A 24093-nucleotide genomic window follows, 5' to 3' on the forward strand; every position below is an offset into this window, starting at 1 on the left:
CAAACGATAGGGTGCGAAACTATGACCTCCACCGAGCAGACCGATTACGTCACCACCGTCGACGGCGTTCTCCAGATCACCATCGCCACCGCCGCGAACGGCACCTCGATGGACTTCGCCGGCATCAATGCCGGGGCCGCGGCGCTGCGAACACTCGGATCCGAGGTCGGCGCGGTCCTGCTGACCGGCTCGGGCGCGAACTTCTGCGCGGGTGGCAATGTCCGCGGATTCGCCGCCGCGGCGGACCGCTCGGCGCATATCCACGGGCTGGCCACGGATCTGCACGACTTCGTGCGCGCACTCGACGCCGCCACCGTTCCGGTGGTCGTCGGGGTCCAGGGCTGGGCGGCGGGCGCGGGCATGAGCCTGGTCTGCGCGGCCGACATCGCCCTCGGTGGACCGTCGACCAAGCTGCGCCCGGCCTATCCCGGGATCGGGTTGAGCCCCGACGGCGGCATGTCCTGGACGCTGCCGCGCATCGTCGGCACCGGGCGCGCCCGCGAAATCCTGCTCACCGACGCGGTTCTCGACGCCGAGCAGGCGGTGCGTCTCGGCATCCTCAGCCGACTGGTCGCCGACGAGGAGGTGCGCGATGCGGCACTCGAGCTGGCCCGAGACCTCGCCACCGGACCGCGATCCACCTACGCTGCCATCAAAACCCTTCTGGCGCAGTCGTCTTCGGCCACACTGAGCGAACAACTCGACAGCGAACGGGATTCCATCGCGGCCGCCGCCGAGAGCCCGGCCGGGCGCGAGGGTGTCGACGCCTTCGCGCAGAAGCGTAAGCCGGACTACCGGAACCTCGGCTGAGTGCCGCCGACGCGGATCGCCGCTAGTCTCGCGCCTCGAGTACGAACTGGGCGACCGCGTCGGTGAAGGCATCGTTATCGTCGCCCGCCGCGGTGTGCGCGGCGCCGCCGATCTCCACGAGCTGCACGTGCGGAACCAATCGCTGGAATGCGGCCGCGCCTTCCGCGCTCACCACATCGGACTGCACGCCGCGCACCAGCAGCACCGGGATCGTCAGGGTAGCGGCGGCCGCCTCCATCACCTCGGTCATCCGGGCCGGATCGTCGAGCCGGTCGGAGAGCATATCCGGATCCCAGTGCCAGTACCAGCGGCCGTCGCGCTGACGCAGATTGCGCAGCAGCCCGTCGGTGGACTTGGGTCGCGGCCGGTGCGGTAGATAGTCGGCCACGGCGTCGGCGGCCTGCTCCACGCTGTCGAAGCCGTCGCGGTGCTTGGTGAGGAAGTCGATGACTCGCGTAATGCCCTCGGTCTCGGGGCGGGTGACGATATCGACGAGCACCAGGGCGCTGATCGCGGCTCCTTCCGGAACCGCCGTGGCGAGCAGGCCGGTGATACCGCCCATACTCGCGCCGACCGTCACGGCGCCGTTCTCCGGTGTGGCGCCGAGCTGTGCCAGCACGGCTACCAGATCCGCGACCATGGTTTCGCGGCGATAGTCGCGGTCCTCGGCCCACGCGCTGTCGCCATGCCCACGGGCATCGAGGGTGACCACCCGCATACCCGAGGCGGCCAGCTTCGCGCCGGTCTGCTTCCAGGAGTGCCGGGTCTGACCGCCACCGTGCAGAAAGACCACGAGCGGGCCGTCGACCGGGCCGAATTGGTCGGCGGCCAGCTCGATCCCGCCCGAACCTCGCAGCCGCAGCCGGACCGGTTCGAGCAGATTGTTCGCATTACTCACGATCCGAGGATCGCACAGTAACAAGTTCGGCCCTGCGCGAGCCCTCGCTGATCAGGATTTCAGCAGTTCAGCTTGGTGCCGCTGAAGGTGTTCTGGAACAGGCACGCGACCTTGGCATTGACCGAAGAGGAGATGGTGGAGGAGCCGGTGGAGGTGAATTCCTCGCCGACCGGGGTCGCGCTGGTGTCCGCGGCGGGTTCCAACGCCAGCGGCGCCGCACCGGCGCTCGCCGCGCCTCCGGCCAACGCGGCACAGAAGGCCAGGGTGGCGGTGGTGCCGCGCAGCGCGCCGCGAACAGTCTTGTTATGCATGGAAGTGCTCCTCACTTGTTTCCGGTCTAGCGGTCGTGCATGCCCGGCGGGCGCCGGACGGTCGGTGGTCAGGGCAGGCGCCAATCGACGGGCTCGGCGCCCAGTTCGTCCAGCAGTTCGTTCACACGGGAGAATGGCCGGGAACCGAAGAATCCGCGCGAGGCCGACAGCGGCGAGGGATGCGCGGATTCGATGTAGGGGACCTCGGCGGCCGCCAGCGTCGGCTTCAACGTGGACGCGTCCTTGCCCCACAGGATCGCGACCAGTGGCTCGTCCCGGGCCACCAGCGCGCGGATCGCCTGTTCGGTGACCGCTTCCCAGCCCTTGCCGCGGTGTGAGGCGGGCTGGCCGGGCTGCACCGTCAGAACTCGGTTCAGCAGCAGCACACCCTGATCCGACCACGGGCTCAGATCACCGCAGGACGGGGTGGGGTGCCCGAGGTCTTTGGCCAGCTCGGCGAAGATATTGACGAGACTGCGCGGCACCGGCGAAACATCCGGCGCGACAGAGAAACTCAACCCCATCGCATGACCGGGGGTCGGATACGGATCCTGGCCGACGATCAATACGCGCACCGCGTCGAACGGCCGCTGGAAGGCGCGTAGCACATTCTCCCCCGCGGGCAGATAGCCTCGGCCCGCGGCATTCTCGGCCCGCAGGAATTCGCCCATGGCTGTGATCTGATCGGAGACCGGTTCCAGTGCCTGCGCCCAGCCCGGATCCATGATTTCCGACAGTGGTTTCGCGCTCATGACCGCACAACCTATCGTGGCTCGGCGTTCGCCGCCGAGTCCGCCCCGCCGAACGATTCCCAGCCCCCATTGCCCGGCCGCACCGCACCGTCGACGGTGACACCGTGACCTGCGAACACTCGCCCGATCCGCCGCCAGCCCGCGGGCAACTCCGCCGCGTCCGGCCAGGCGGCGACGAAGGCGTGTTCCTCGCCGCCGGCCAGAATCCATTGCGCCGCATCGGCATCCAACTGCTCGGCGATCGCCTCCAGAACCGGATCGCGCAGCGCGGAGAAATCGAGGTCGATGGCGACTCCCGACGCCGCCGCGATATGTCCCAAATCCGCCAGCAGACCGTCGGATACATCGGTCAGAGCGTTCGGCGCCGGGCGACCGGATCCCGTGGCGGCACACGCCGACTCGACATCGGACGGACCGGCGGCACCGCGTGACCCGGGCGCGGTTGCGCCGTCCTCCGCCGTGGATGCTTCGGCGCCGCCGTGCAGCGCGTCGAGGACGGCGTCATAGGGCGGCTGCGGAACCCGATGCGCGGCAACCACATCGGCGAATGCTTCGGTATCGGCCCCGGCACTCAGCACCGCCAGCCCGGCCGCCGACCAGCCGAGCCTGCCCACCACCGCGACCGTGTCGCCGACACGCGCACCGGATCTGGTGATCGGCGCCCGGCCCCGCAGGTCACCGAAGGCCGTCACCGACAGGACGAGTTCGGGACTGCGCACCAGATCGCCGCCGGCGATGGAGGCGCCCGCGCGACCCGCCTCGACCCACATACCGTCGGCCAGACTGTCGATCATTTCGAGCGGGGTGTCGGCCGGGCAGCCGAGCGCGACCACGAACGCGGTCGGGACCGCACCCATCGCGACCACATCGGCGGCGTTCTGGGCAATGGCCTTGCGGCCGATATCGTGCGGACTCGACCAATCGAGCCGGAAGTGCCGCCCCTGCACCAGCATGTCGGTGGTCACCACGAACCGGCCGTCCGGCGCGGCCACCAGCGCGGCGTCGTCACCGGGACCGAGCAGCACACCCCGCGCCTGCACCCGGCCCGCGTTGATGCGCTCGATCACCGCGAACTCCCCCAGCTCGCCTACCGTCCGCGGCCCCGTGCTCTCGCTGATGACCGATCCTTCCCGACGTGGTTGGCCGCCCCGTTCGACGAATAAGACGTTCGGCGAACAAGACACTGCGCTGGCTGAAATCGGGTCGACGGTACCCTGTCCAGGGCAATCGAGACTACCGAGCCGCTGCGCGGTACCCGTCGCGCCAGCGCCGGATATCGGCTCGGCGAGAGCGAAGAGGAAGGTCGATACATGGCGGCGGAATCGTCGGACAGCGATTCGTCGAAGGCAGCGGCGGACAACCCCGCCGAGGCCGATACCGCGGGCTACCCGCCCGCACTGATCGCCACCGCCGTCGCGCTGCCCGTCGTGCTCATCGTCGCCATCCTGGTCGCCGCGGTATTGGCCCGGCGCGCGCCGGTCGAACGCGAGCCCCTGGTGCTCGGCCCCGTGCCCGCGCCCGCCGCGGACGGCCCCGCCTGCACCACGCTGCTCCCCGCCCTCCCGGCCGACCTCGGCGACTACACCAAGTCCCAACTGGTCGAGCCCGCCCCGCCCGCCACCCGCGCCTGGCAGCGCAAGGACGGCGGTGATGCGGTCGTGCTGCGCTGCGGACTGGATCGCCCACTGGAGTTCAACCGCGCCTCGCCCCTGCAGATCGTCAACAATGTGCAGTGGTTCGAGGCCCGTGATCCGGCCGCCAAGGCGAGCACCTGGTTCGCCGTCGACCGCGAGACCTATATCGCGCTGACCGTCCCCGATGGTTCCGGCCCGACACCTCTGCAGGAGGTCTCGGACACCATCACCGCGAATCTCCCGGAGCGACCGCTGGATCCGGGACCGCTACCGAACTGATCTGCCGAGCCGCCGGTGGTAACGCGTCACGCCTGACGTTGCGCCAGCGTCGCCGTGCCGGAGCGTAGGTCTACCTCGACGCCACCGGGCGCACCGTCCCCGGGGTTTTCCCGGTACATGAGGGTGGACTGCTGCTGGGCGAATTCGTGATGGCGACCGGCGGCGAACACCGCGTCGAACTGTTCGAGGCCGACCGCCGAAACCGGCCGTCCGTCGCCACGCATCCACGGCACCAGCGTTTTGCCGGCCACCTGGCGCCACAGCATCTCGGCGAAGGCGAAGGCGATCAGCAGGAGCGCCAGTCCGGGAATTGTTGTCGCTACAAGCATGTTCCGAGGCTACCCAAGGCGGCGGCGGGCCAGCCGGTTTGCACCTAACGCAGGCCGGTCCCCCGGGCCAGCGCCGTCTCGATCAGCGTCGAGACCAGCTTCCCGTACTCCAGTCCGCTGGCCTCCCACATGCGGGGGTACAGCGAGATGGCGGTGAAGCCGGGCATGGTGTTGATCTCGTTGAGTACCGGGCCGTCGGCGGTCACGAAGAAATCGACGCGGGCCAAACCTTGGCAGTCCAGGGCACGGAAGGCGCGGACCGCGAGTTCGCGAATCTGCTCGGTGATGTCGTCGTCGAGCTTGGCGGGGACGTCGAATTCACAGACGTCGTCGACGTATTTGGTGTCGTAGTCGTAGAACCCGGCGGCTTCGGCGTCCGGCATCCGGATCTCGGCCACCACGCTGGCCTCGACCCGCCCATCCGGGAATTCCAGTACGGCGCATTCGACTTCGCGTCCGACGATGCCGGCTTCGATAATGACCTTCGGATCGTGTTCGCGCGCCGCCGCGATCGCCGCGTCCAGCTCCGCCCAGTCGCTCACCTTGGTGATGCCGATCGAGGAACCGGCTCGTGCGGGCTTGACGAATACCGGCAGTCCCAGTCGTGCCCGCTCTGCCTCGGTCAATGTCGCGGTGCCGGAGCGCAGCACCACCTGGGTGCCGATCGGGAGGCCCTCGGCGGCGAACAGCTTCTTGGTGAACTCCTTGTCCATACCCGCCGCACTGGCCAGCACGCCCGGCCCCACATAGGGGATGCCCGCGAGTTCGAGCATGCCCTGCACGGTGCCGTCCTCACCGAACGGGCCGTGCAGGATCGGGAACACGACGTCGACCGAGCCGAGCGCGGCGCTCGGATCGTCGAGCGCGACCAGCCTGCCCGCCCGGTTGGGGTCGGCGGCCAGGGTCAGCGCGGTACCGGTGGCGTCCACCGACGGCAGTTCGGTGTCGCGCAGCCCCAGTGCGGCCAGGTCGGCGCTGCCGAGCACCCAGCTGCCCTCGGTGGTGATGCCGATCGGGACGGCCTCGTACTTTTCCGGGTCAAGGTTGCGCAGCACACTGCCGGCAGACACACACGACACGGCGTGCTCATCGCTCCGCCCGCCGAACACTACGGCCACCCTGATCCGGTTCGTCATGTTCGGAACCGTACCCGTTATGCGATGCGCTACCCCTCCCCGCCTACTCCGGCTTGATGCGCCTGCCCAGCAGATTGCCTACCGCCTCGGCCACCGACACACCCTCGTGACACACCTGGTGCACCGCATTCGTCAACGGCATCTCCACATCGTGCGCGGCCGCCAGCGCCTGCACCGATGTGCACGACTTCACACCCTCCGCGACCTGGCCATGAGTCGCGTCCTGTGCGGCCTCCATGGACCCGCCCGCCCCGAGCACATGCCCGAAGGAGCGATTGCGCGACAGCGGCGAGGTACAGGTGGCGACCAGATCGCCGACCCCGGCCAGTCCGGCCAGCGTCACCGGCTCGGCGCCCAGTGCCACCCCGAGCCGGATGATCTCGGCCAGGCCGCGGGTGATCAGGCTGGCGATCGAGTTGTCGCCCAACCCCATTCCGGCGGCGATCCCGCACGCCAGCGCGATGACGTTCTTACAGGCGCCACCGATCTCGCAGCCGATGACGTCGGTATTGGTGTAGGGCCGGAAGTAGCCGTTCGCACTGGCCTGTTGCAACACCACCGCGCGGGCGGCGTCCGTGCAGGCGATCACGGTGGCCGCGGGCTGCTCGGCGGCGATCTCCTTGGCCAGGTTCGGGCCGGACAAGACCGCGATGCGGTCCCGGTCGGCGCCGGTGACCTCGCCGATCACCTGGCTCATCCGCAGCAGCGTGCCGGTTTCGATGCCCTTGGCCAGACTCAGCAGTGTGGCGTCGTGGTGGGTCAGCGCATCATCGATCGCGCCCTTCCACTTCTCCAGATTCGCCCGCAGGGATTGGGACGGCACCGCGAGCACCACGATCTCGGCGCCGCGCAACGCCTGAACGTGATCATCGGTGGCCGCGACCGCGGGCAACTGCACGCCCGGCAGGTAGAAGGGATTGCGGTGTTCGGTGGCGAGCGCCTTGGCGACCTCGGGCCGGCGCGCCCAGATCGTGACGTCGGTGCCCGAGTCGGCCAACACCTTCGCGAACGCCGTGCCCCATGACCCCGCACCAAGTACCGCCGCCCTCGTCATCTGCCCAATATGCCATCCGTCGCCTGCCCGGTTCCGCGATACCCCCGAAAGACTCGCATCGCGATGCATTCATCGCGCCGTGGAAGGATTGGGCGCATGCGCCCGCACGCCGTGCATGCCGTGATCGCGGTCAAGAGCCTCGATCAGGCCAAGAGCCGACTGGCCGATCGGCTGCGCCCGGAACACCGGGCGCGACTGGTGCTGGCCATGCTCGCCGATACCGTGACCGCCGCACTGGCGGTCCCGCGGGTTCGGTCGGTCACCGTGGTCACCCCGGATCCCGCGGTGTCCGCACTGGTCCGCGCGCTGGGCGCCGAGGTGCACCCCGAGCCGCGGATCTCCGACCTGAACGCCGCGCTCGGCGATGCCGCCGCCGCGCTGCGCGACCGGCACGGGCCGATCGAATTGCTGGCCCTTCAGGCCGATCTGCCCGCGCTGCGCCCGGAGGAATTGGCCGATATGCTGGCGGCCGCACCTGTCGGCCGGCGCTCGATCGTGGTCGATCACGCGGGCACCGGTACCGCGGCGCTGTATATCGGCGGCGGCGCCATCGCACTGGATCCGCGCTTCGGCCCCGATTCGGCCCGCGCGCATATCGCCGCGGGTGCAATAGATCTGATCGGGGATTGGCCGGGATTGCGGCTCGACGTCGACACCGCGGCGGATCTCGACCGGGCCGTGGAACTCGGTGCGGGCGATTCCACCCGCGCTCTCCTGCGTGACATCGGGTGGTCCGGCCGCGTTCACGAGGCCGTTCGACGCGTGTGCTAGCCGATCGCCACACGATGGTTATGTGGCAGGCAATCCCGTCGTCGACGTGCATTTCGACCGGCAAGTGGGGGATGATCAATATCGTGAACGAGCGTCAGCGAGTGAAGCAACAGCACAGCGCGTCATCGCGCACTACGAGGCTGAGCGCCAGCGAGGCACGGTCGTGAGCGGTACGGAAACTGTCAAGCAGCAGCAACTGCTTCCCATGCCGCCGCCCGCCGTGACGCCGTCGTCCGCCGATTCTGCGCAACGATTGCCACGTGATCGCTATCTGAATCGCGAGCTGAGCTGGCTCGACTTCAACACCCGAGTATTGGCCCTCGCCGAGGACGCGTCGCTGCCCCTGTTGGAGCGCGCGAAGTTCCTCGCGATCTTCGCCTCCAATCTCGACGAGTTCTACATGGTGCGGGTAGCGGGCCTGAAACGGCGCGCCGAAACCGGGCTTTCGGTCCGCTCGGCAGACGGTCGCTCGCCCACCGAGCAATTGGAGCTGATCGCGGCCCGTGCCCAGGAGATCGCCGACCGGCACGCCAAGGCCTTCCTGGATTCGGTCTTGCCCGCGCTCACCGCGGAGGGCATCGCGATCATCGACTGGTCCGATCTGGACGACGATGAGCGCCAGCGTCTCTCGGGGCATTTCCAGGATCAGGTTTTCCCGGTCCTGACGCCACTCGCGGTGGATCCGGCACATCCGTTCCCGTACATCAGCGGCCTGAGCCTCAACCTCGCGGTGACGGTGAAGGATGCCGCGACCGGCGGCGAGCATTTCGCGCGCGTGAAGGTGCCCGACAATGTGGATCGGTTCGTGCGCGTGCGGCGCTCGGATTCCGGCTCCCCCATCGCCGCGTTCCTGCCGATGGAGGCGCTCATCGCGGCGCACCTGCATATGCTGTTCCCCGGTATGGAGGTGGTCGAGCACCATTCCTTCCGGATCACCCGCAACGCCGATTTCGAGGTCGACGAGGACCGCGACGAGGATCTGTTGCAGGCGCTGGAACGCGAACTCGCCCGCCGTCGCTTCGGTTCCCCGGTGCGCCTCGAGGTCTCCGACGATATGACCGAGCACATGCTCGATCTACTGCTGCGCGAACTCGACGTCGACCCCGGTGATGTGATCCAGGTGCCCGGTCTGCTCGACCTGTCCTGCCTGTGGCAGGTGTACGGCGTCGACCGGCCGGGACTCAAGGACGCACCCTACGTTCCGGCCACCCCGCCCGCCTTCGGCGAACGCGAAACCCCGCGCAACGTCTTCCAGGCGCTGCGCGAGGGCGATGTGCTGGTGCACCACCCGTACGACTCGTTCTCCACCAGCGTGCAACGCTTCATCGAACAAGCCGCCGCCGATCCGCAGGTGCTGGCGATCAAACAGACCCTGTACCGCACCTCTGGCGACTCCCCGATCGTCAATGCGCTCATCGACGCCGCCGAGGCGGGCAAGCAGGTGGTGGCGCTGGTCGAGATCAAGGCCCGCTTCGACGAGCAGGCCAACATCAAATGGGCCCGCGCACTGGAGCAGGCGGGCGTGCACGTGGTCTACGGCCTCATCGGTCTCAAGACGCATTGCAAGACCTGCCTCGTGGTGCGCCGCGAGGGCTCGACCATCCGCCGCTACTGCCATATCGGCACCGGCAACTACAACCCGAAGACCGCGCGCCTGTACGAGGACGTCGGATTGCTCACCGCCGCACCGGAAATCGGGGCCGATCTGACGGACCTGTTCAATTCGCTGACCGGTTACTCGCGAAAAGCCAACTACCGCAACCTTCTTGTCGCACCGCAGGGTGTGCGGGCCGGCATCATCGAACGGATCCAGCGCGAGATCGAGTTGGCCGGCGAGGGCAAGCCCGCGCGAATCCGGTTGAAGGCCAACGCGATCGTGGACGAACAGGTGATCGACGCGCTGTACCGGGCCTCACAGGCCGGGGTACCGGTGCAGATCGTGGTGCGCAGCATCTGCGGTCTGCGCCCCGGTGTTCCCGGTATGAGTGACAACATCGAGGTGCGCTCGATTCTCGGCCGCTTCCTGGAACATTCGCGGATCATGCACTTCCAGGCTCAGAACGAGTACTGGATCGGCAGCGCCGACATGATGCACCGCAACCTGGACCGGCGCGTGGAAGTGATGGCGCAGGTGAAGGATCCGCGGTTGAGCGAGCAGTTGAGCGGGGTCTTCGACTCGGCGCTGAATCCGGATACCCGCTGCTGGGTACTCCAATCCGATGGCGGCTGGCACGCCTGGCCGGACCATGCGGATACCGATGGCGTCCAGGTCAGAGATCACCAAGAGTTCCTCATGCGACTACGGAGACCGGATCAGCAGTGAGCGGTTCGACTGGATACGAGATGGACGGCGGGCCGTTCTGGGATCCTCGAGTCACAGCCAATATTCACGCCGCGGGTGCGCTGGTCTGGCGGCCATCACCGAAGGACCCGCGCGTCGTCGAGATCGCCGTAGTGCACCGCCCCAAATACCAGGATTGGTCCCTGCCGAAGGGCAAGCTCGATCCCGGTGAGACGCCGGTCATCGCGGCGGCGCGTGAGGTCAGGGAGGAAACCGGCCTCGATTGCACGCTCGGCCGCTACCTCGGGCACATCACGTATCCGATTCCGGGTCATCGCAAGCTCAAGCGGGTCGACTACTGGGCCGCACAGGTGGCGGGCGGGGAATTCAGCGCCAATTCCGAGGTGGACGTGCTCACCTGGCAGCCGCTGGACCGGGTGATGGACCAGCTGTCCTATCCGATGGATCGGCAGGTCGTGCGCGCTTTCACCCGGCTGCCCGCGCGTACGAGCACCCTGCTGCTGATCCGCCACGCCAAAGCCGGGCGCCGGGATCGCTTCGACGGCCCCGACGACCTGCGGCCCTTGGATCGGCCCGGACAAGCCCAGGCCCGGGCTTTGGTCCCCAATATGCTCGCATTCGGCGCGAGCGAGATCCATTCGGCCGATCCGGTGCGCTGCTTGCAGACCATGCAGCCGCTCGCCGACAAGCTGGGCGCCCCCATCGTGCGGGAGCCGCTGCTGTCCGAAATCGGTTATGCGGCAGCGCCGGACGCAGCCCGTGAGCGGATCGTCTCGCTCGTCTCCGAGCGCGCGGTGCGGGTTGTGTGCAGCCAGGGCAAGGTGATTCCCGATCTGCTGGCCTGGTGGGCCGAGAAGGACGGTCTCACACTGCAGCCGGCGCGTAATCGCAAGGGCAGCGCCTGGGTGCTGTCCTTCGTGAACGGCAGGCTGGTGGCCGCCGATCACCTCGACCGTTCGCTCTCGACCGATGTGGTGAAGTCCTGAGCTGATTCGCCCGGCCGAAATCCTGGCCTGACAGCGCGAAACGGCCCCGGGGCGAACCCCAGGGCCGTTTCGATGCCGTATGGCAGGTGATTCCGCTGCGTAGGGGTGAATCACCTGGCGGCAGTGGGCCGCATACGCTCGAATCAGCGAGCGCGGCGAGCCGGAGCCTTCTTGGCCGCCGTCTTCTTGGCGGGCGCCTTCTTGGCGACGGTCTTCTTGGCGGCGGTGGTCTTCTTGGCCGCGGTCGTCTTCTTGGCCGGGGCGGCCTTCTTGACCGCGGCCTTGGCCGCCGTCTTCTTGGCGGGCGCCTTCTTGGCGGCCGTCTTGGCCGCAGTCACCTTGCGTGCGGCAGTCTTTGCCGGGGCCTTGGCCGCGGCCTTCTTCGCCGTCGTCTTGGCGGGCGCCTTGGTGGCGGTCGCCTTCTTGGCGGCGGTCTTCTTGGCCGCCGTCTTCTTCGCAGCGGCCTTCTTAGCCGCCACAGGGGCATTCACGCCCCGCTTGACCGCAGGACCGCTCGCGGCAAGCTTCTGCTTGCCGGCGATAACGGCCTTGAATTGGGCTCCCGGACGGAACGCGGGCACCGAAGTCGGCTTCACCTTGACGGTTTCACCGGTGCGCGGGTTCCTGGCGACACGGGCGGCACGCTTGCGCTGTTCGAAGACACCGAATCCGGTGATCGTGACGCTCTGGCCTTTGTGCACCGCGCGCACGATGGTGTCGACAACATGCTCGACTGCCGCGGTAGCCGTGCGCCTGTCCGTACCCAACTTTTCGGTCAGAACGTCGATCAGTTCCGCCTTGTTCATTGAATCCTCCGCAGACTAATGGCCCGTCGTCGGACCGACTAGGTACCACGGTAAACCCACTTTGGGCAAGAGTCTATGTGCCACGCCAAAATTCATGGTGGTTTAGCACACGTCTAGCTACCGCTCACCATGGTACTCAGCTATCAGTCCGGAGTGTTTACGCCTGCGAAATATGTGCGGGCAGGGTAGTGGGCTTCCAACTCGGCCTTGCCTTTTCGAACTCGGTGATGACGTCACTACGCCGCAGCGTAAGCCCGATGTCATCCAAACCCTCCAGCAGACGCCACCTGGTGTAGTCATCAATATCGAACGGCAACACGACGGTTCCAGCCGTCACGGTGCGTGCTTCGAGGTCTACAACCAATTCGAGACCCGGCTGTTCCTCGATCATCTTCCAGAGCAATTCGACATCGTTCTGTGACATCTGCGCGGCCAACAACCCGCCCTTACCGGCATTGCCGCGGAAGATGTCGGCGAATCGAGAGGAGATGACCACCCGAAAGCCGTAGTCCGACAGCGCCCAAACGGCGTGCTCACGTGAGGATCCGGTACCGAAATCCGGACCGGCGACCAGCACGGTGCCCCGATTGAAGGGTTCAGTGTTCAGAATGAAGTCCGGATCCGTTCGCCAACCAGCGAACAGTCCGTCTTCGAATCCAGTTCGGGTCACCCGCTTCAAGTACACGGCCGGGATGATCTGGTCGGTATCGACGTTGGATCGGCGCAGCGGCACCCCGGTGCCCTTGTGCACGGTGAAGGCTTCCATCAGATTCTCCTGAGTAAGTAGAGGTATTCGGCCGGATTCAGTCCAGATCCGCAGGCGAGGACAGAGTTCCACGGACCGCCGTCGCGGCCGCCACGAGCGGGGAAACCAGGTGCGTACGGCCGCCTTTGCCCTGCCTGCCCTCGAAGTTGCGGTTCGAGGTCGAAGCGCAGCGCTGGCCCGGCGACAGCTGATCGGGGTTCATTCCCAGGCACATCGAACAACCGGCCTGCCGCCATTCGGCTCCGGCCGCGTCGAAAATCTCGCCCAATCCTTCTTTTTCCGCCTGTGCGCGCACCCGCATCGAGCCCGGTACAACCAGCATTCGGACACCTTCGGCGACGCGACGCCCCTTCAAAATGTCGGCCACAGCGCGCAAATCCTCGATGCGCCCGTTGGTGCAGGAACCGACGAATACGGTGTCCACCACAACGTCGCGAAGCGGAGTTCCCGGCTCCAAATCCATGTACCGCAGCGCTTTCTCCGCGGCCTCGCGTGCCGTCTCGTCGGCAATCTCCGCGGGATTCGGCACGGTCTGGCCCAGCGGGGCGCCCTGACCCGGGTTGGTGCCCCAGGTGACGAACGGGCTCAGCTGCGTCGCGTCGATATGCACCTCGGCGTCGAAAACCGCGTCCTCGTCGGTCTTCAGCGCCTCCCAAGCGGCCACCGCGGCGTCCCAATCGTCGCCCTGCGGGGCGTGCGGGCGGCCTTTCAGGAATTCGTAGGTCGTTTCATCCGGCGCGATCATGCCCGCCCGCGCGCCCGCCTCGATGGACATGTTGCAGATGGTCATTCGGGCTTCCATGGACATTGCCCGGATGGCCTCGCCGCGGTACTCCAAGACGTAGCCCTGACCGCCGCCGGTGCCGATCTTCGCGATCACGGCCAGGATCAGGTCCTTACTCGTGACGCCGGCGGGCAGGGCGCCGTCCACGGTGATCGCCATGGTCTTGAACGGGCGCAGCGAGAGCGTCTGGGTGGCAAGCACATGCTCCACCTCGGAGGTGCCGATGCCCATCGCCAGCGCGCCGAACGCGCCGTGGGTCGAGGTGTGGCTGTCGCCGCAGACCACCGTCATGCCGGGCTGGGTCAGGCCGAGTTGCGGGCCGACGACGTGCACGATGCCCTGATCGAGATCACCCATCGGATGCAGGCGCACACCGAATTCCGCGCAGTTGTGGCGCAGCGTCTCGACCTGGGTGCGGGAAATCGGGTCCGCGATCGGTTTATCGATATCGATGGTGGGGACGTTGTGGTCCTCGGTGGCGATGGTCAGATCGGGGCGGCGCACCGGGCGGCCGGCCGCGCGCAGGCCGTCGAAGGCCTGCGGGCTGGTCACCTCGTGCACGAGATGCAGGTCGATATAGATCAGATCGGGTTCGCGCGCGGCGCCCTCGCCCGCTCCGTGGGCGACGACGTGCTGTTCCCACACCTTCTCTGCCAGGGTGCGTGGGCGGTCGGCCATTTTTCGATCACCTTTCCGACGAGCAACCGGGCCGCGATCCGGGCTGAGAGCGCGGCGCCTGCTGCACAAGTTGGGGATAGCGACGTCATCGGAATTCCGGGGTCGAGCCGAACCACTCGATGCCGACCCGCGATGGGGGTGGGCGCTGCGTTGACTTTCCCAGTATCCGAGACGCTAGTATCGTTCTATGAGACAGCATAGCGGTATCGGCGTACTCGACAAAGCAGTGGCGGTCCTCTACGCCGTGGCCGAGCACCCCTGCGGTCTCAACGAACTCTGCACCCGCACCGGCCTGCCCCGCGCCACCGCCCACCGCCTGGCCGTCGGCCTGGAGGTGCATCGCCTACTGGCCCGCGACAACAACGGACTGTGGCGACCGGGCCCCGCCCTCGCCGAGCTCGCCGCGGGCGCTACAGATCCACTCCAGGAGGCAGCGGCGGCCATCCTGCCCCGGCTGCGCGAGATCACCGGCGAGAGCGTCCAGGTCTACTGCCGCGACGGCAACGCGCGGGTCTGCATCGCCGCGCTGGAGCCGCCCGTCGGGCTGCGCGACACCGTGCCGATCGGCGCCCGGCTCCCGCTCACCGCGGGCTCGGCGGCCAAGGTGCTGATGGCGTGGGCCGATCCCGAATTGCAGCGCACCATCCTGGCCGACGCCGTCTTCGGCGAGCGCGCGCTGGCCGAGGTGCGCAAACGCGGCTGGGCGCAGAGCGCGGCCGAGCGGGCGGCCGGTGTGGCCAGCGTCTCGGCGCCGGTGCGGGATGCCGCGGGCGCCGTGGTCGCCGCGGTCTCGGTCTCCGGGCCGATCGACCGAATGGGCCGCAGGCCGGGCGCCCGCTGGGCCGCGGATCTGGTCGCCGCGGCCGAGGCGTTGCACAAGCGTCTGTAACACGTTCTATGTGATGCGTTCTACAGTGGGCCCATGGGTGTCAACCAACGGGCGCAGATCGTGATGTCCGATACCGAGATCTCCGAGTTCATGCAGCGCAGCCGCATCGCAACCCTGGCCACCATCGGGCCGAAGGGGACGCCGCACCTGACGGCGATGTGGTACGCGGTGCTCGATGGCGAGATCTGGTTCGAAACCAAAGCCAAATCGCAGAAGGCCGTGAACCTGCGACGCGACCCGCGCGTCACGTGCATGCTCGAGGCAGGCCAGACCTACGACCAGCTGCGCGGTGTAGCCATCGAGGGCCACGCCGAGATCGTCGAGGACCCCGAGAAGCTGTTCGCGGTCGGGGTGAGCGTCTGGGAGCGCTACACCGGGCCGTACAGCGAGGAGGTCCGCCCGATGGTGGAGACGATGCTGCACAAGCGCGTCGCCGTCCGCGTGGTGCCCGAGCGCGTGCGCAGCTGGGATCACCGCAAGCTGGGCCTGCCCGCACTCCCCCTCGGCGGGACCACCGCGGGCGCCCTGGACTGATCATGCACGACGGGGGCCCGTTCGACCGGCGCACGCCCCGTTCGGACGCATTCGAGGCGCGACGCGCTGGATATCCAACTGACAGCGTCGCGCGGGCAGATTAGCGTTCGAGGAGTTCGACACGAATCGGCCGGGCGCCGCCGCCCGCGAGGGCGCCGCGCGCGGCCGCGACGACGAGGAGCAGGCGATGACGGAATCGGGTAGTTCCAATGGCGGTGCTGACGAGGTGAAGCGCAAGTTCAAAGAGGCGCTGGAACGCAAGAACTCCCAGCACGCCCGGGCCAACGACCACCTGGACGGCCGCTCCAAGGCGTCCTCGGCCCACGGCAACGCCAGCCACAAGCGGGAATTCCGCCGCAAGAGCGGATAGCCCTCGGAACAATCAGGCCCCCCAGCCAACTGGGGGGCCTTTTTCGGCAGCAAATCTAGATCACCGCGTAGGCATCAAGTGAGGCCATCGCCCCAGATCACAGCCCGAAGCCCACAAAGACGTGACACATCACACTAAACAAACCCACCCGATCCCCCCACCCAACAGATCCCCCGAGAACAACCAAGGGAATCCCCCAAGCCCCACAACATAAGCCGCCCGAAACCGCCCGCAACACAAGCCCCAAAATGCCCCCCGCACCTCGCCGAACCGCTTCCGGCAGCCTTCCCGGTGACCGCAACACAATCCCCGCCTCAAAGCCCACGATCCGCACACAAGCCGCACATGCCCCCACCCCACACAGCCGCACGATGCCCCACCCCACACAGCCGCACATGCCCCGATCCCACACAGCCCTACAATCCCCCCACCCCACACAAGCCGCACGATGCGCCCCCAACGCAACCGAGAAAATCAGGGGGTCCGGGGCGCGAAGCCGCCCCGCAGGGGGTCCGGGGGCAAAGCCCGCCGGGCTGGGGGTGTGGGGGTTGCACCCCCACAAGACATTGCGAAGCAAGAAAGGCCCACGCTCTGTGTGAGCATGGGCCTTCCATCTTGCGTAGCCCCGACGGGATTCGAACCCGCGCTACCGCCTTGAGAGGGCGGCGTCCTAGGCCGCTAGACGACGGGGCCAGGACTTGATCTCCCGCATTTCTGCGGTGATCAACCGGTTGATCTTTCGATCGTTGGAAGCTCGGTTAGCTTAGCTGACCGAAGCCCGGCGACCAAATCGCCGGATGCTGAACAACTTTCGGCCGCGCACCGAGAGAGGAACAACATTCTCCGCTGGGGTACCAGGACTCGAACCTAGAATGGCTGAACCAGAATCAGCTGTGTTGCCAATTACACCATACCCCAATGACCAGGACGTTTACCCTCGAGCCTGGCTGGCTCGAGGGCCGCGTTCCGGCCGAGAAGAAGAGTACCAAACCTCCGCCGGTAAACTACAAATCGCCTGTTCAGAGCCATGTTTTTGGCTCTTTTCAGACGATCAGGCGGTTGCCGTCCACTCCCGCGCCGAGCGCATCCGGTCCAGGGCGGTCTCCCGGCCGAGCAGTTCCAGCGACTCGTACAGCGGCGGGCTGATGTGCGAACCCGTCACCGCGACCCGCACCGGCGCGAAGGCCTTGCGCGGTTTGAGCCCCAGATCATCGATCAGCGCCGTTTTCAGCGCCTCCTCGATGGCGGCGGTGGTCCAGGCCGGCAGCGGCTCGAGCGCGGCAATGGCGGCATCCAAAACCGGAGTGGCATCCGCGCCCAGATTCTTCGCGCCCGCCGTGGGGTCGATCGCGAACTCTTCGGCGGGTGCGAACAGGAATCGCAGGAGTTCCCACGCGTCGGAAAGCACCACGATCCGGGTCTGCACCAACTCCGCCGCCGCGGCGAACAACTTGTCATCGATGTCGGCGCCGATGTGGTCGTGTTCGGTGAGGAACTCACGCAACCGATGTGCGAAATCACCGGGTTTCAGCAATCGGATGTGCTCGGCGTTCAGCGCATCCGCCTTCTTCTGATCGAAACGCGCCGGATTCGAATTTACTTTCGATATATCGAACGCGGCCACCATCTCCGACATAGAGAACACATCGTTATCATCCGAGATGCCCCAGCCGAGTAGTGCCAGGTAATTCAGCAAACCCTCGGGGATGAATCCGCGATCGCGATGGGCGAACAGATTCGACTCCGGATCACGCTTGGACAACTTCTTGTTGCCCTGCCCCATGACGAACGGCAGGTGACCGAACTCCGGGGTGAACTCGGCGACGCCGATCCGCTGCAATGCCGCGTACAAGGCGAGCTGACGCGGGGTCGACGACAGTAGATCTTCGCCGCGCAGCACGTGGGTGATCCGCATCAGGGCATCGTCGACCGGATTGACCAGTGTGTAGAGCGGGTCGCCATTGCCGCGGGTCAACGCGAAGTCCGGCACCGTACCGGCCTTGAAGGTGGTCTCGCCGCGCACCAGGTCGTGCCAGCCGAGGTCGGCGTCGGGCATCCGCAGCCGAATCACCGCGGGGCGCCCCGCCTCCCGGTATGCCTGGATCGCCTCGGGCGTGAGATCGCGGTCGAAGTTGTCGTAGCCGAGCTTGGGATCCCGGCCCGCGGCGCGGTGGCGTGCCTCGACTTCCTCGGGGGTGGAGAAGGATTCGTATGCCTCACCCGCCTCGAGCAGCTTGCGGACCACGTCGAGATGAAGATCACGACGCTGTGACTGCCGGTACGGCTCGTAGGGGCCGCCGACCTCGGGACCCTCGTCCCAAGTGAGGCCGAGCCAGCGCAGCGCGTCCAGGATCGCGCGGTAGGACTCCTCGGAATCGCGTGCGGCGTCGGTGTCTTCGATCCGGAAGACGAATTTGCCACCGGTGTGGCGGGCGTAGGCCCAGTTGAACAGCGCCGTTCGGATCAGGCCGACGTGCGGTGTTCCGGTCGGTGACGGGCAGAAGCGGACCCGTACTTCAGTCATGGCTCTCTTTCGAATCGGTCGCTAGCGAGATTTGGCGGCAACGGGATTGGTGAGGGTGCCGATGCCCTCCACGGTCACGGATACCTGCTGGCCGGACCGGATCGGGCCGACGCCCTCGGGGGTGCCGGTGAGGATGACATCGCCGGGCAGCAGCGTCATCACCGTGGTCACCCACTCGATGAGCTTCGGAATATCGTGCAGCAGAAGTGAAGTGCGGCTGCGCTGACGCACTTCGCCGTCGAGTTCGGTGACAATCTCCAGATCCGAGGGATCGATCGTGGTTTCGATCCACGGACCGAGCGGGCAGAAGGTGTCGTAGCCCTTGCCGCGGGTCCACTGCCCGTCCTTGCGCTGCTGGTCGCGGGCGGTGACATCGTTGGCGACGGTGTAACCCAGGATCACATCCTTGGCACGGGCGGCGGGTACGTCCTTGCACGGCCTGCCGATGACGATGGCCAGCTCGCCCTCGTAGTCGACCTGAGAAGAGCTGGGCGGCAGGATGATCGGGGCGTTGGGGCCGACGATCGACGTGCTCGGCTTCATGAAGATCACCGGATCCTCCGGTGCGGGCCCACCCATCTCTGCTGCGTGTGCGGCGTAGTTCTTGCCGATGCAGATGACCTTGCTGGCCAGGATCGGCGCGAGCAGCCGGACATCGGCCAGCGGCCAGCTCCGCCCGGTGAACGTCGGAGTACCGAACGGATGCTCCGCGATCTCCTTGGCGATGCTGTCGCTTCCCTCCCCTTCGATGCTGACGAACGCGACCCCATCGGGACTGGCAACTCGACCTAAGCGCATGCCCGGCAGTCTATCGACCGGCCTCGACCTGCCCGAACGCGCCCGACCGAGCGGTCCGCTACCGCGCGGTGGGCGCGGCGCCGAATGCGGGGCCGCGCGGGTGAGCGCCACTGGGACACCACGATCGGCGCCGGGGCCCGCACCACCGCCGCGAACCAGGCCGACCGGCATGCCCGAATACCGCCAGATGTGAGGAGTTCGACAACTCGGACGCGAAATCGTCTTGCTCGCACGGTGTAGCGTAGGCAACGATGTTCATACAGTGAGAACCGAATTCCACATATTGAGATTCTTAATTGAGATTCGGTGAGTGAGATCAGGGGTGAGGCCGATGGCTACCGTGACACTGATGCCCGACGTCCGGCGGTGGTCCATGCTCGGCCTCGGCGTCTTCGCGCAGGCCTCCAGCGCGGTCTTCATCCACGGCGTCCCCTTCCTGCTGCCCGCACTGACCGATCGCGGCATGTCGCTGCCGACGGCGGGGCTGCTGGTCGCCATGCCCACCGTCGGCCTGGTCTGCACCCTGATCGCCTGGGGATATGTCGTCGACCGCATCGGCGAGCGCAAGGTGCTGGTCGGTGGACCGCTGGTCATGCTGGCCGCGGGCAGCGCGGCGGCCACCGTGACGAATACGGTCGCGCTCGGTGCGCTGCTGTTGCTGGGCGGCGTCGGTGCGGCCAGCACCAACGGCGCCAGTGGACGGGTCATCGTCGGCTGGTTCCCACCGGAGCGACGCGGGCTGGCCATGGGGATTCGGCAGACCGCGCAGCCGCTGGGCGTCGGGGTCGGAGCCCTGGCCATCCCCGCCGTCGCTGCGGCGCACGGCGTTTCGGCCGCCATCCTGGTGCCCGCGGTCATGGCCGGAATCGCCGCGGCCGGATGCTTCTTCGGGATTGTCGACCCACCCCGGCCGGAAGGAAAGGCCGCCGACCGCACGAACCCGTATCGCGGGGACTCCACATTGTGGCGCATTCACGCGGTATCGGTACTGCTGTGCATCCCGCAGGGCGTGGTGTGGACCTTTGCGCTGCTGTGGCTGCACCGCGATGTCGGCTGGTCGCTGCCGGTGGCGGGCGCGCTGGTCACAGCGACCCAGATCCTGGGCGCCTTCGGCCGGATCGGGGCGGGCGCTTGGTCCGATCGGGTCGGCAGCCGGTTGGGTCCGCTGCGCACCGTGGCCGTCGCGGCCGTGATCTCCATGGGCGCACTGGGACTCACCGCGTGGACGCACTGGTGGTGGGCCGCCATCCCGCTGCTGATCGCCGCCTCGGTGATCACCGTCTCCGACAACGGACTGGCATTCACCGCCGTCGCCGAGATCGCCGGACCATATTGGAGCGGGCGAGGCCTGGGTGTTCAGAACACCGGCCAGAACCTCGCGATGGCCGCCATCCCACCGGCTTTCGGCGCCCTGATCACCACCAGCGGCTTTCCCGCCGCCTACCTGGTCGCCGGAATCCTCGCGGCGGCAGCGGTTCCCCTGGTACCAGGGGCCAGGTCGGTGCGCGAACAGGAATAGGCCGCGTTGTCGCCGCGGGCACTCGTCGACGCTGCCCCACAACGGGATCGGGGCTGCTGGTCATCGTCCTCCCGGGTCTGACAAGATCGTCTGCCATGAGGGAGTACGGGGAGATTGTCGATCGCGTTCGTGGCGCGCTGCTGGGCGGGGCCATCGGAGACGCACTCGGTTGGCCGATCGAGTTCCTGAGTTCGGCGCAGATCCGAGCCGGGCACGGCGACGCGGGGGTGACCGACTTCCTGCCCGAGTACGGTGCGCCGCAGCAGGTTACCGACGATACGCAGATGACGCTGTTCACCGCGGAAGGTCTACTGCGTTGTCCGCCGGGCGCCGATCCCGTACCGGCACTGCGGCGGTCGTATCTGCGTTGGTTGCACACCCAGCACGAGTCCGGCCCCGGTACGACACCGGATGGCTGGCTCCTGGATCAGCGATTCCTCTACGCGGTCCGAGCACCCGGCAATGCGTGCATGAGCGGGCTGCAGCAGCAGAAACGCGGCTATATCGCACCGGTGCCGCTCGGCAAGGCGGGGCCGGTGAACTCGGGATCCAAGGGGTGCGGCACCGTAATGCGTTCGGCGCCATTCGGATTGGCCGGTCTCGGTCCCGAGCGAGCCTTCCACGCGGCCGCCCGCTGCGCCCAGCTGACCCATGGCCATCCCACCGGCTACCTGGCCGCGGGCGCGTTCGCGGCGCTGATCGATCGGATCGTGAGTGGGGCGGACTTGCGAACAGCGTTACGGGAAACCATCATTCAACTCACCGCCGTACCGGACAGCGCGGAGACCGTGGTCGCGCTCGAACGCGCAAGCGCGCTGGCCGATACCGCACCGGCCACACCGGAAGTCGTCGAACAGGTGGGCGCCGGATGGACCGCCGAGGAGTGCCTCGCCATCGCCGTCCACTGCGCGCTGCGCGCCGAATCCGGGGATGTGCGTGCGGCACTCCTCCTTTCGGTGAATCACTCCGGCGACTCCGACTCCACCGGCGCGGTCACCGGAAACCTGCTCGGCGCCATCCACGGCCTGTCCGCCCTGCCACGACCCTGGGCCGCCGCGGTCGAAGGCCGCGATGTGCTGATCCAGATCGCCGACGACCTGATCGTGAACTTCGTTCTCCACGACCACACCCGGATCGCCGACCGCTACCCCCTCGACTCGATGAGCTGACGTCCGAGCGCGCATCGGGCCACCGCACGGTCGACTCGCAACCCGGAATCCGCGGCGGCCCTACCCGTTCGGCGGTGTGCCGCTATCGCGCGGGCGGGGTCGGGGGAACCGGAGGGGGCCCGAACTTCGGCGGCGCGTGATGACCGCGCGGACCGGGCAGGTCGGGACCGCCCGGCAGGTTCGGGGGCGGCGGCATTGCCGGAAGCGGCGGCATATTCGGGGGCGGCGGCATATTCGGGGGCGGGGGCGGAAACTGCGGCGGGGGCGGGAAGGGACCGGTCGGCGGCATCGGGCCGCTGAAGCGTTGGAAGGCGGCCTGTCGGGAGGTTCCGAGCAGGTCGCCGAGTTCGGCCCAGGTGTGGCCCTCCTCCCTGGCTTGGCGAGCCAGAGTGTGCAGGATGTCGTCGACCAGATGGCCGAGATTTCGAGTGGCGGTGAGTGCGGCGAGTACCGGCACCGCGGGTGCGCCTTCCGCGGGGCGCAGGACCCCGACGACGAGTTCCGCATTGGCGGACAACAACATTCCCAGTGTTGCCCGTTCATCCTCGGCGGCAGTGTGCTGCTCTTCGGTCATATGTCAAGTCTGTCTTGACGCCAGGAGCATGTCAAGGCTGGGTTTACAGCTCCCCGACCTGGAAACGCCGAAGGCCCCGCGCTCGAACGCGGGGCCTTCGGAAACAGAATTCAGACCGCGGCGGCGATCCGGTCGCCGATCTCCACGGTGGAGGCGGCGCCGGTGCGCGAGGCCAAATCCTTGGCGACAGCCGCTTCGATGCGAGCGGCGGCGTCGGTGTTGCCGAGGTGGTTGAGCAGCAGCGAGACCGAGAGGATCGCGGCGGTCGGATCAGCCTTGGACTGGCCCGCGATGTCGGGCGCGCTGCCGTGCACCGGTTCGAACATGCTCGGGTTGGTGCCGGAGGCATCGATATTGCCGCTGGCCGCCAGGCCGATGCCACCGCTGACCGCGGCCGCGAGATCGGTGATGATGTCGCCGAAGAGGTTGTCGGTGACGATCACGTCGAACCGGCCCGGATCATTGACCATATGGATGGTCGCGGCGTCGATGTGCTGGTAGGCGGTCTGCACCTCGGGGAATTCGGCGGCAACCTCGTTCACGGTGCGCTGCCACAGCGAGCCGGCGAAGGTGAGCACGTTGTTCTTGTGCACCAGGGTCAAATGCTTGCGGCGGGCTTGCGCCTTCGCGAAGGCGTAGCGCACCACGCGCTCGATGCCGAAGCGGGTATTGGTGCTGACCTCGGTGGCGACCTCGTGCGGAGTCTCGACACGGATCGCGCCACCGGTGCCGGTGTAGGGCCCCTCGGTGCCCTCGCGCACCACCACGAAGTCGATATCCGGGTTGCCCGCCAATGGGCTGGTGACGCCCGGATACAGCTTCGACGGGCGCAGGTTCACATGATGGTCCAGCGCGAAGCGGGTGTGCAGCAGCAGCCCGCGCTCCAGCACACCGCTGGGGACCGACGGGTCACCGATCGCGCCGAGCAGAATGGCGTCGTGCTGCTTCAACTCCGGCAGCACCGAATCGGGCAGGATCTCGCCGGTCGCGTGGTAGCGCTTGGCGCCCAGGTCGTAGTGGGTCTTCTCGACGCCGGGCACGACCACGTCGAGCACCTTCAGCGCCTCGGCGATGACCTCGGGACCGATCCCGTCGCCCGGGATGACAGCAAGCTTCATGACAACAATGCTCCGTTCAGTTGTGCCGACAACGGTCGGCGCACAATCGCGGCCGGTGATGCGTCCGCCCCGGGTGTCGCGCGGACCTGCGCCTATCCGTGAGTCCGTGCGGCCAACCCGCCGCGCGAACAGCAGCACCGCCACCGTACTCGGTGGCGGCGGGCACACAGCCGGTGGGCGGACCCGCGGACGAAGCCCGGGACGGGAGACGCCGCGCGCTCCCCGGCGGCCGGGCACGTGATCATCGGAGATCTCGTGCGCGGCGCGCCGATTCACGCGCGGCGTCGGTCCGTTCGCCCGCG

The 24093-nt window shown here is 67.5% G+C and carries 24 protein-coding genes and 2 tRNA genes; 10 read left to right on the top strand and 16 right to left on the bottom strand.

Annotated features, from left to right (window positions below):
* Window positions 1-21 precede the first annotated feature (21 nt).
* The gene (locus AB0H61_RS05610; protein ID WP_357299551.1) at window positions 22-810 is read left to right on the top strand and encodes an enoyl-CoA hydratase-related protein; all 789 of its coding nucleotides are present in this window, start codon (window positions 22-24) and stop codon (window positions 808-810) included.
* Between the two features lie 22 nt (window positions 811-832).
* On the opposite strand, the gene AB0H61_RS05615 is transcribed toward AB0H61_RS05610, so the two are convergent.
* From AB0H61_RS05615 to thiL, 4 genes are all read right to left on the bottom strand, one after another.
* On the bottom strand, window positions 833-1708 hold the full coding sequence (locus AB0H61_RS05615) for an alpha/beta hydrolase (RefSeq protein WP_357299553.1): 876 nt from the start codon (window positions 1706-1708) through the stop codon (window positions 833-835).
* A gap of 59 nt (window positions 1709-1767) precedes the next feature.
* Window positions 1768-2019, bottom strand: coding sequence for a hypothetical protein (locus AB0H61_RS05620; protein ID WP_357299554.1), 252 nt, complete (start codon window positions 2017-2019; stop codon window positions 1768-1770).
* A gap of 68 nt (window positions 2020-2087) precedes the next feature.
* Window positions 2088-2771 (bottom strand): uracil-DNA glycosylase, encoded by a 684-nt coding sequence (locus tag AB0H61_RS05625; RefSeq protein ID WP_357299556.1) that lies wholly within the window; start codon window positions 2769-2771, stop codon window positions 2088-2090.
* Window positions 2772-2782: 11 nt separating this feature from the next.
* Complete coding sequence (thiL, locus tag AB0H61_RS05630) at window positions 2783-3838, bottom strand: thiamine-phosphate kinase (RefSeq protein ID WP_357299558.1); 1056 nt, start codon at window positions 3836-3838, stop codon at window positions 2783-2785.
* Window positions 3839-4081: 243 nt separating this feature from the next.
* Between thiL and AB0H61_RS05635 the strand changes: the two genes are divergently transcribed.
* Window positions 4082-4684 (top strand): DUF3515 domain-containing protein, encoded by a 603-nt coding sequence (locus AB0H61_RS05635; protein ID WP_357299560.1) that lies wholly within the window; start codon window positions 4082-4084, stop codon window positions 4682-4684.
* A gap of 26 nt (window positions 4685-4710) precedes the next feature.
* On the opposite strand, the gene AB0H61_RS05640 is transcribed toward AB0H61_RS05635, so the two are convergent.
* The 3 genes from AB0H61_RS05640 to AB0H61_RS05650 are packed head-to-tail and all read right to left on the bottom strand — an operon-like array spanning window position 4711 to window position 7203.
* Window positions 4711-5013, bottom strand: a complete 303-nt coding sequence (locus tag AB0H61_RS05640; protein WP_357299561.1) for a DUF6191 domain-containing protein — start codon at window positions 5011-5013, stop codon at window positions 4711-4713.
* 44 nt (window positions 5014-5057) lie between these two features.
* Entirely contained in the window at window positions 5058-6149 is a 1092-nt protein-coding gene (locus AB0H61_RS05645; RefSeq protein ID WP_357299563.1) for a D-alanine--D-alanine ligase family protein, read from the bottom strand.
* A gap of 43 nt (window positions 6150-6192) precedes the next feature.
* On the bottom strand, window positions 6193-7203 hold the full coding sequence (locus tag AB0H61_RS05650) for an NAD(P)H-dependent glycerol-3-phosphate dehydrogenase (protein WP_357299565.1): 1011 nt from the start codon (window positions 7201-7203) through the stop codon (window positions 6193-6195).
* 96 nt (window positions 7204-7299) lie between these two features.
* On the opposite strand from AB0H61_RS05650, the gene cofC reads away from it, so the two are divergent.
* From cofC to AB0H61_RS05665, 3 genes are all read left to right on the top strand, one after another.
* Window positions 7300-7974, top strand: coding sequence for a 2-phospho-L-lactate guanylyltransferase (gene cofC / locus AB0H61_RS05655; RefSeq protein WP_357299567.1), 675 nt, complete (start codon window positions 7300-7302; stop codon window positions 7972-7974).
* A 196-nt stretch (window positions 7975-8170) separates the two neighbouring features.
* Window positions 8171-10297 (top strand): RNA degradosome polyphosphate kinase, encoded by a 2127-nt coding sequence (locus AB0H61_RS05660; protein WP_357299925.1) that lies wholly within the window; start codon window positions 8171-8173, stop codon window positions 10295-10297.
* Window positions 10298-10317: 20 nt separating this feature from the next.
* Window positions 10318-11262 (top strand): bifunctional NUDIX hydrolase/histidine phosphatase family protein, encoded by a 945-nt coding sequence (locus tag AB0H61_RS05665; RefSeq protein WP_357299927.1) that lies wholly within the window; start codon window positions 10318-10320, stop codon window positions 11260-11262.
* Window positions 11263-11405: 143 nt separating this feature from the next.
* Here AB0H61_RS05665 and AB0H61_RS05670 read toward each other — a convergent pair whose 3' ends face one another.
* From AB0H61_RS05670 to leuC, 3 genes are all read right to left on the bottom strand, one after another.
* The gene (locus tag AB0H61_RS05670; RefSeq protein WP_357299570.1) at window positions 11406-12068 is read right to left on the bottom strand and encodes an HU family DNA-binding protein; all 663 of its coding nucleotides are present in this window, start codon (window positions 12066-12068) and stop codon (window positions 11406-11408) included.
* Window positions 12069-12225: 157 nt separating this feature from the next.
* On the bottom strand, window positions 12226-12834 hold the full coding sequence (gene leuD, locus AB0H61_RS05675) for a 3-isopropylmalate dehydratase small subunit (protein ID WP_357299573.1): 609 nt from the start codon (window positions 12832-12834) through the stop codon (window positions 12226-12228).
* A gap of 37 nt (window positions 12835-12871) precedes the next feature.
* Window positions 12872-14296, bottom strand: coding sequence for a 3-isopropylmalate dehydratase large subunit (leuC, locus tag AB0H61_RS05680; RefSeq protein WP_357299575.1), 1425 nt, complete (start codon window positions 14294-14296; stop codon window positions 12872-12874).
* Between the two features lie 187 nt (window positions 14297-14483).
* On the opposite strand from leuC, the gene AB0H61_RS05685 reads away from it, so the two are divergent.
* The 3 genes from AB0H61_RS05685 (at window position 14484) to AB0H61_RS05695 (ending at window position 16089) form a co-directional block, all read left to right on the top strand.
* Entirely contained in the window at window positions 14484-15185 is a 702-nt protein-coding gene (locus AB0H61_RS05685; protein ID WP_357299578.1) for an IclR family transcriptional regulator, read from the top strand.
* Window positions 15186-15218: 33 nt separating this feature from the next.
* Entirely contained in the window at window positions 15219-15719 is a 501-nt protein-coding gene (locus tag AB0H61_RS05690; protein WP_357299581.1) for a PPOX class F420-dependent oxidoreductase, read from the top strand.
* A 187-nt stretch (window positions 15720-15906) separates the two neighbouring features.
* Window positions 15907-16089 carry a DUF5302 domain-containing protein gene (locus tag AB0H61_RS05695; protein WP_357299584.1) on the top strand — a complete coding sequence of 61 codons (183 nt, stop codon included), beginning with the start codon at window positions 15907-15909 and terminating at the stop codon, window positions 16087-16089.
* 620 nt (window positions 16090-16709) lie between these two features.
* On the opposite strand, the gene AB0H61_RS05700 is transcribed toward AB0H61_RS05695, so the two are convergent.
* The 4 genes from AB0H61_RS05700 to AB0H61_RS05715 all read right to left on the bottom strand — a co-directional run bounded on the left by AB0H61_RS05700 (window position 16710) and on the right by AB0H61_RS05715 (window position 19411).
* Window positions 16710-16782 (bottom strand) — tRNA-Glu (locus AB0H61_RS05700).
* 153 nt (window positions 16783-16935) lie between these two features.
* Window positions 16936-17007 (bottom strand) — tRNA-Gln (locus AB0H61_RS05705).
* 133 nt (window positions 17008-17140) lie between these two features.
* The gene (gltX, locus tag AB0H61_RS05710; RefSeq protein WP_357299586.1) at window positions 17141-18613 is read right to left on the bottom strand and encodes a glutamate--tRNA ligase; all 1473 of its coding nucleotides are present in this window, start codon (window positions 18611-18613) and stop codon (window positions 17141-17143) included.
* A gap of 21 nt (window positions 18614-18634) precedes the next feature.
* Window positions 18635-19411: a fumarylacetoacetate hydrolase family protein gene (locus tag AB0H61_RS05715; RefSeq protein ID WP_357299589.1), complete on the bottom strand. Its 777-nt coding sequence runs from the start codon at window positions 19409-19411 to the stop codon at window positions 18635-18637.
* A 331-nt stretch (window positions 19412-19742) separates the two neighbouring features.
* On the opposite strand from AB0H61_RS05715, the gene AB0H61_RS05720 reads away from it, so the two are divergent.
* Both AB0H61_RS05720 and AB0H61_RS05725 read left to right on the top strand, forming a co-directional pair.
* Entirely contained in the window at window positions 19743-20930 is a 1188-nt protein-coding gene (locus AB0H61_RS05720) for an MFS transporter (RefSeq protein ID WP_357299591.1), read from the top strand.
* Window positions 20931-21025: 95 nt separating this feature from the next.
* Complete coding sequence (locus AB0H61_RS05725) at window positions 21026-22099, top strand: ADP-ribosylglycohydrolase family protein (protein ID WP_357299594.1); 1074 nt, start codon at window positions 21026-21028, stop codon at window positions 22097-22099.
* Window positions 22100-22181: 82 nt separating this feature from the next.
* On the opposite strand, the gene AB0H61_RS05730 is transcribed toward AB0H61_RS05725, so the two are convergent.
* Entirely contained in the window at window positions 22182-22673 is a 492-nt protein-coding gene (locus AB0H61_RS05730) for a hypothetical protein (RefSeq protein ID WP_357299596.1), read from the bottom strand.
* A gap of 110 nt (window positions 22674-22783) precedes the next feature.
* A complete protein-coding gene (locus AB0H61_RS05735; RefSeq protein ID WP_357299598.1) occupies window positions 22784-23791 on the bottom strand; it encodes a 3-isopropylmalate dehydrogenase in 1008 nt (335 codons plus the stop codon).
* Between the last annotated feature and the right edge of the window lie 302 nt (window positions 23792-24093).

This window comes from Nocardia sp. NPDC050710, assembly GCF_040654375.1.
In the GTDB taxonomy this organism is placed as follows: domain Bacteria; phylum Actinomycetota; class Actinomycetes; order Mycobacteriales; family Mycobacteriaceae; genus Nocardia.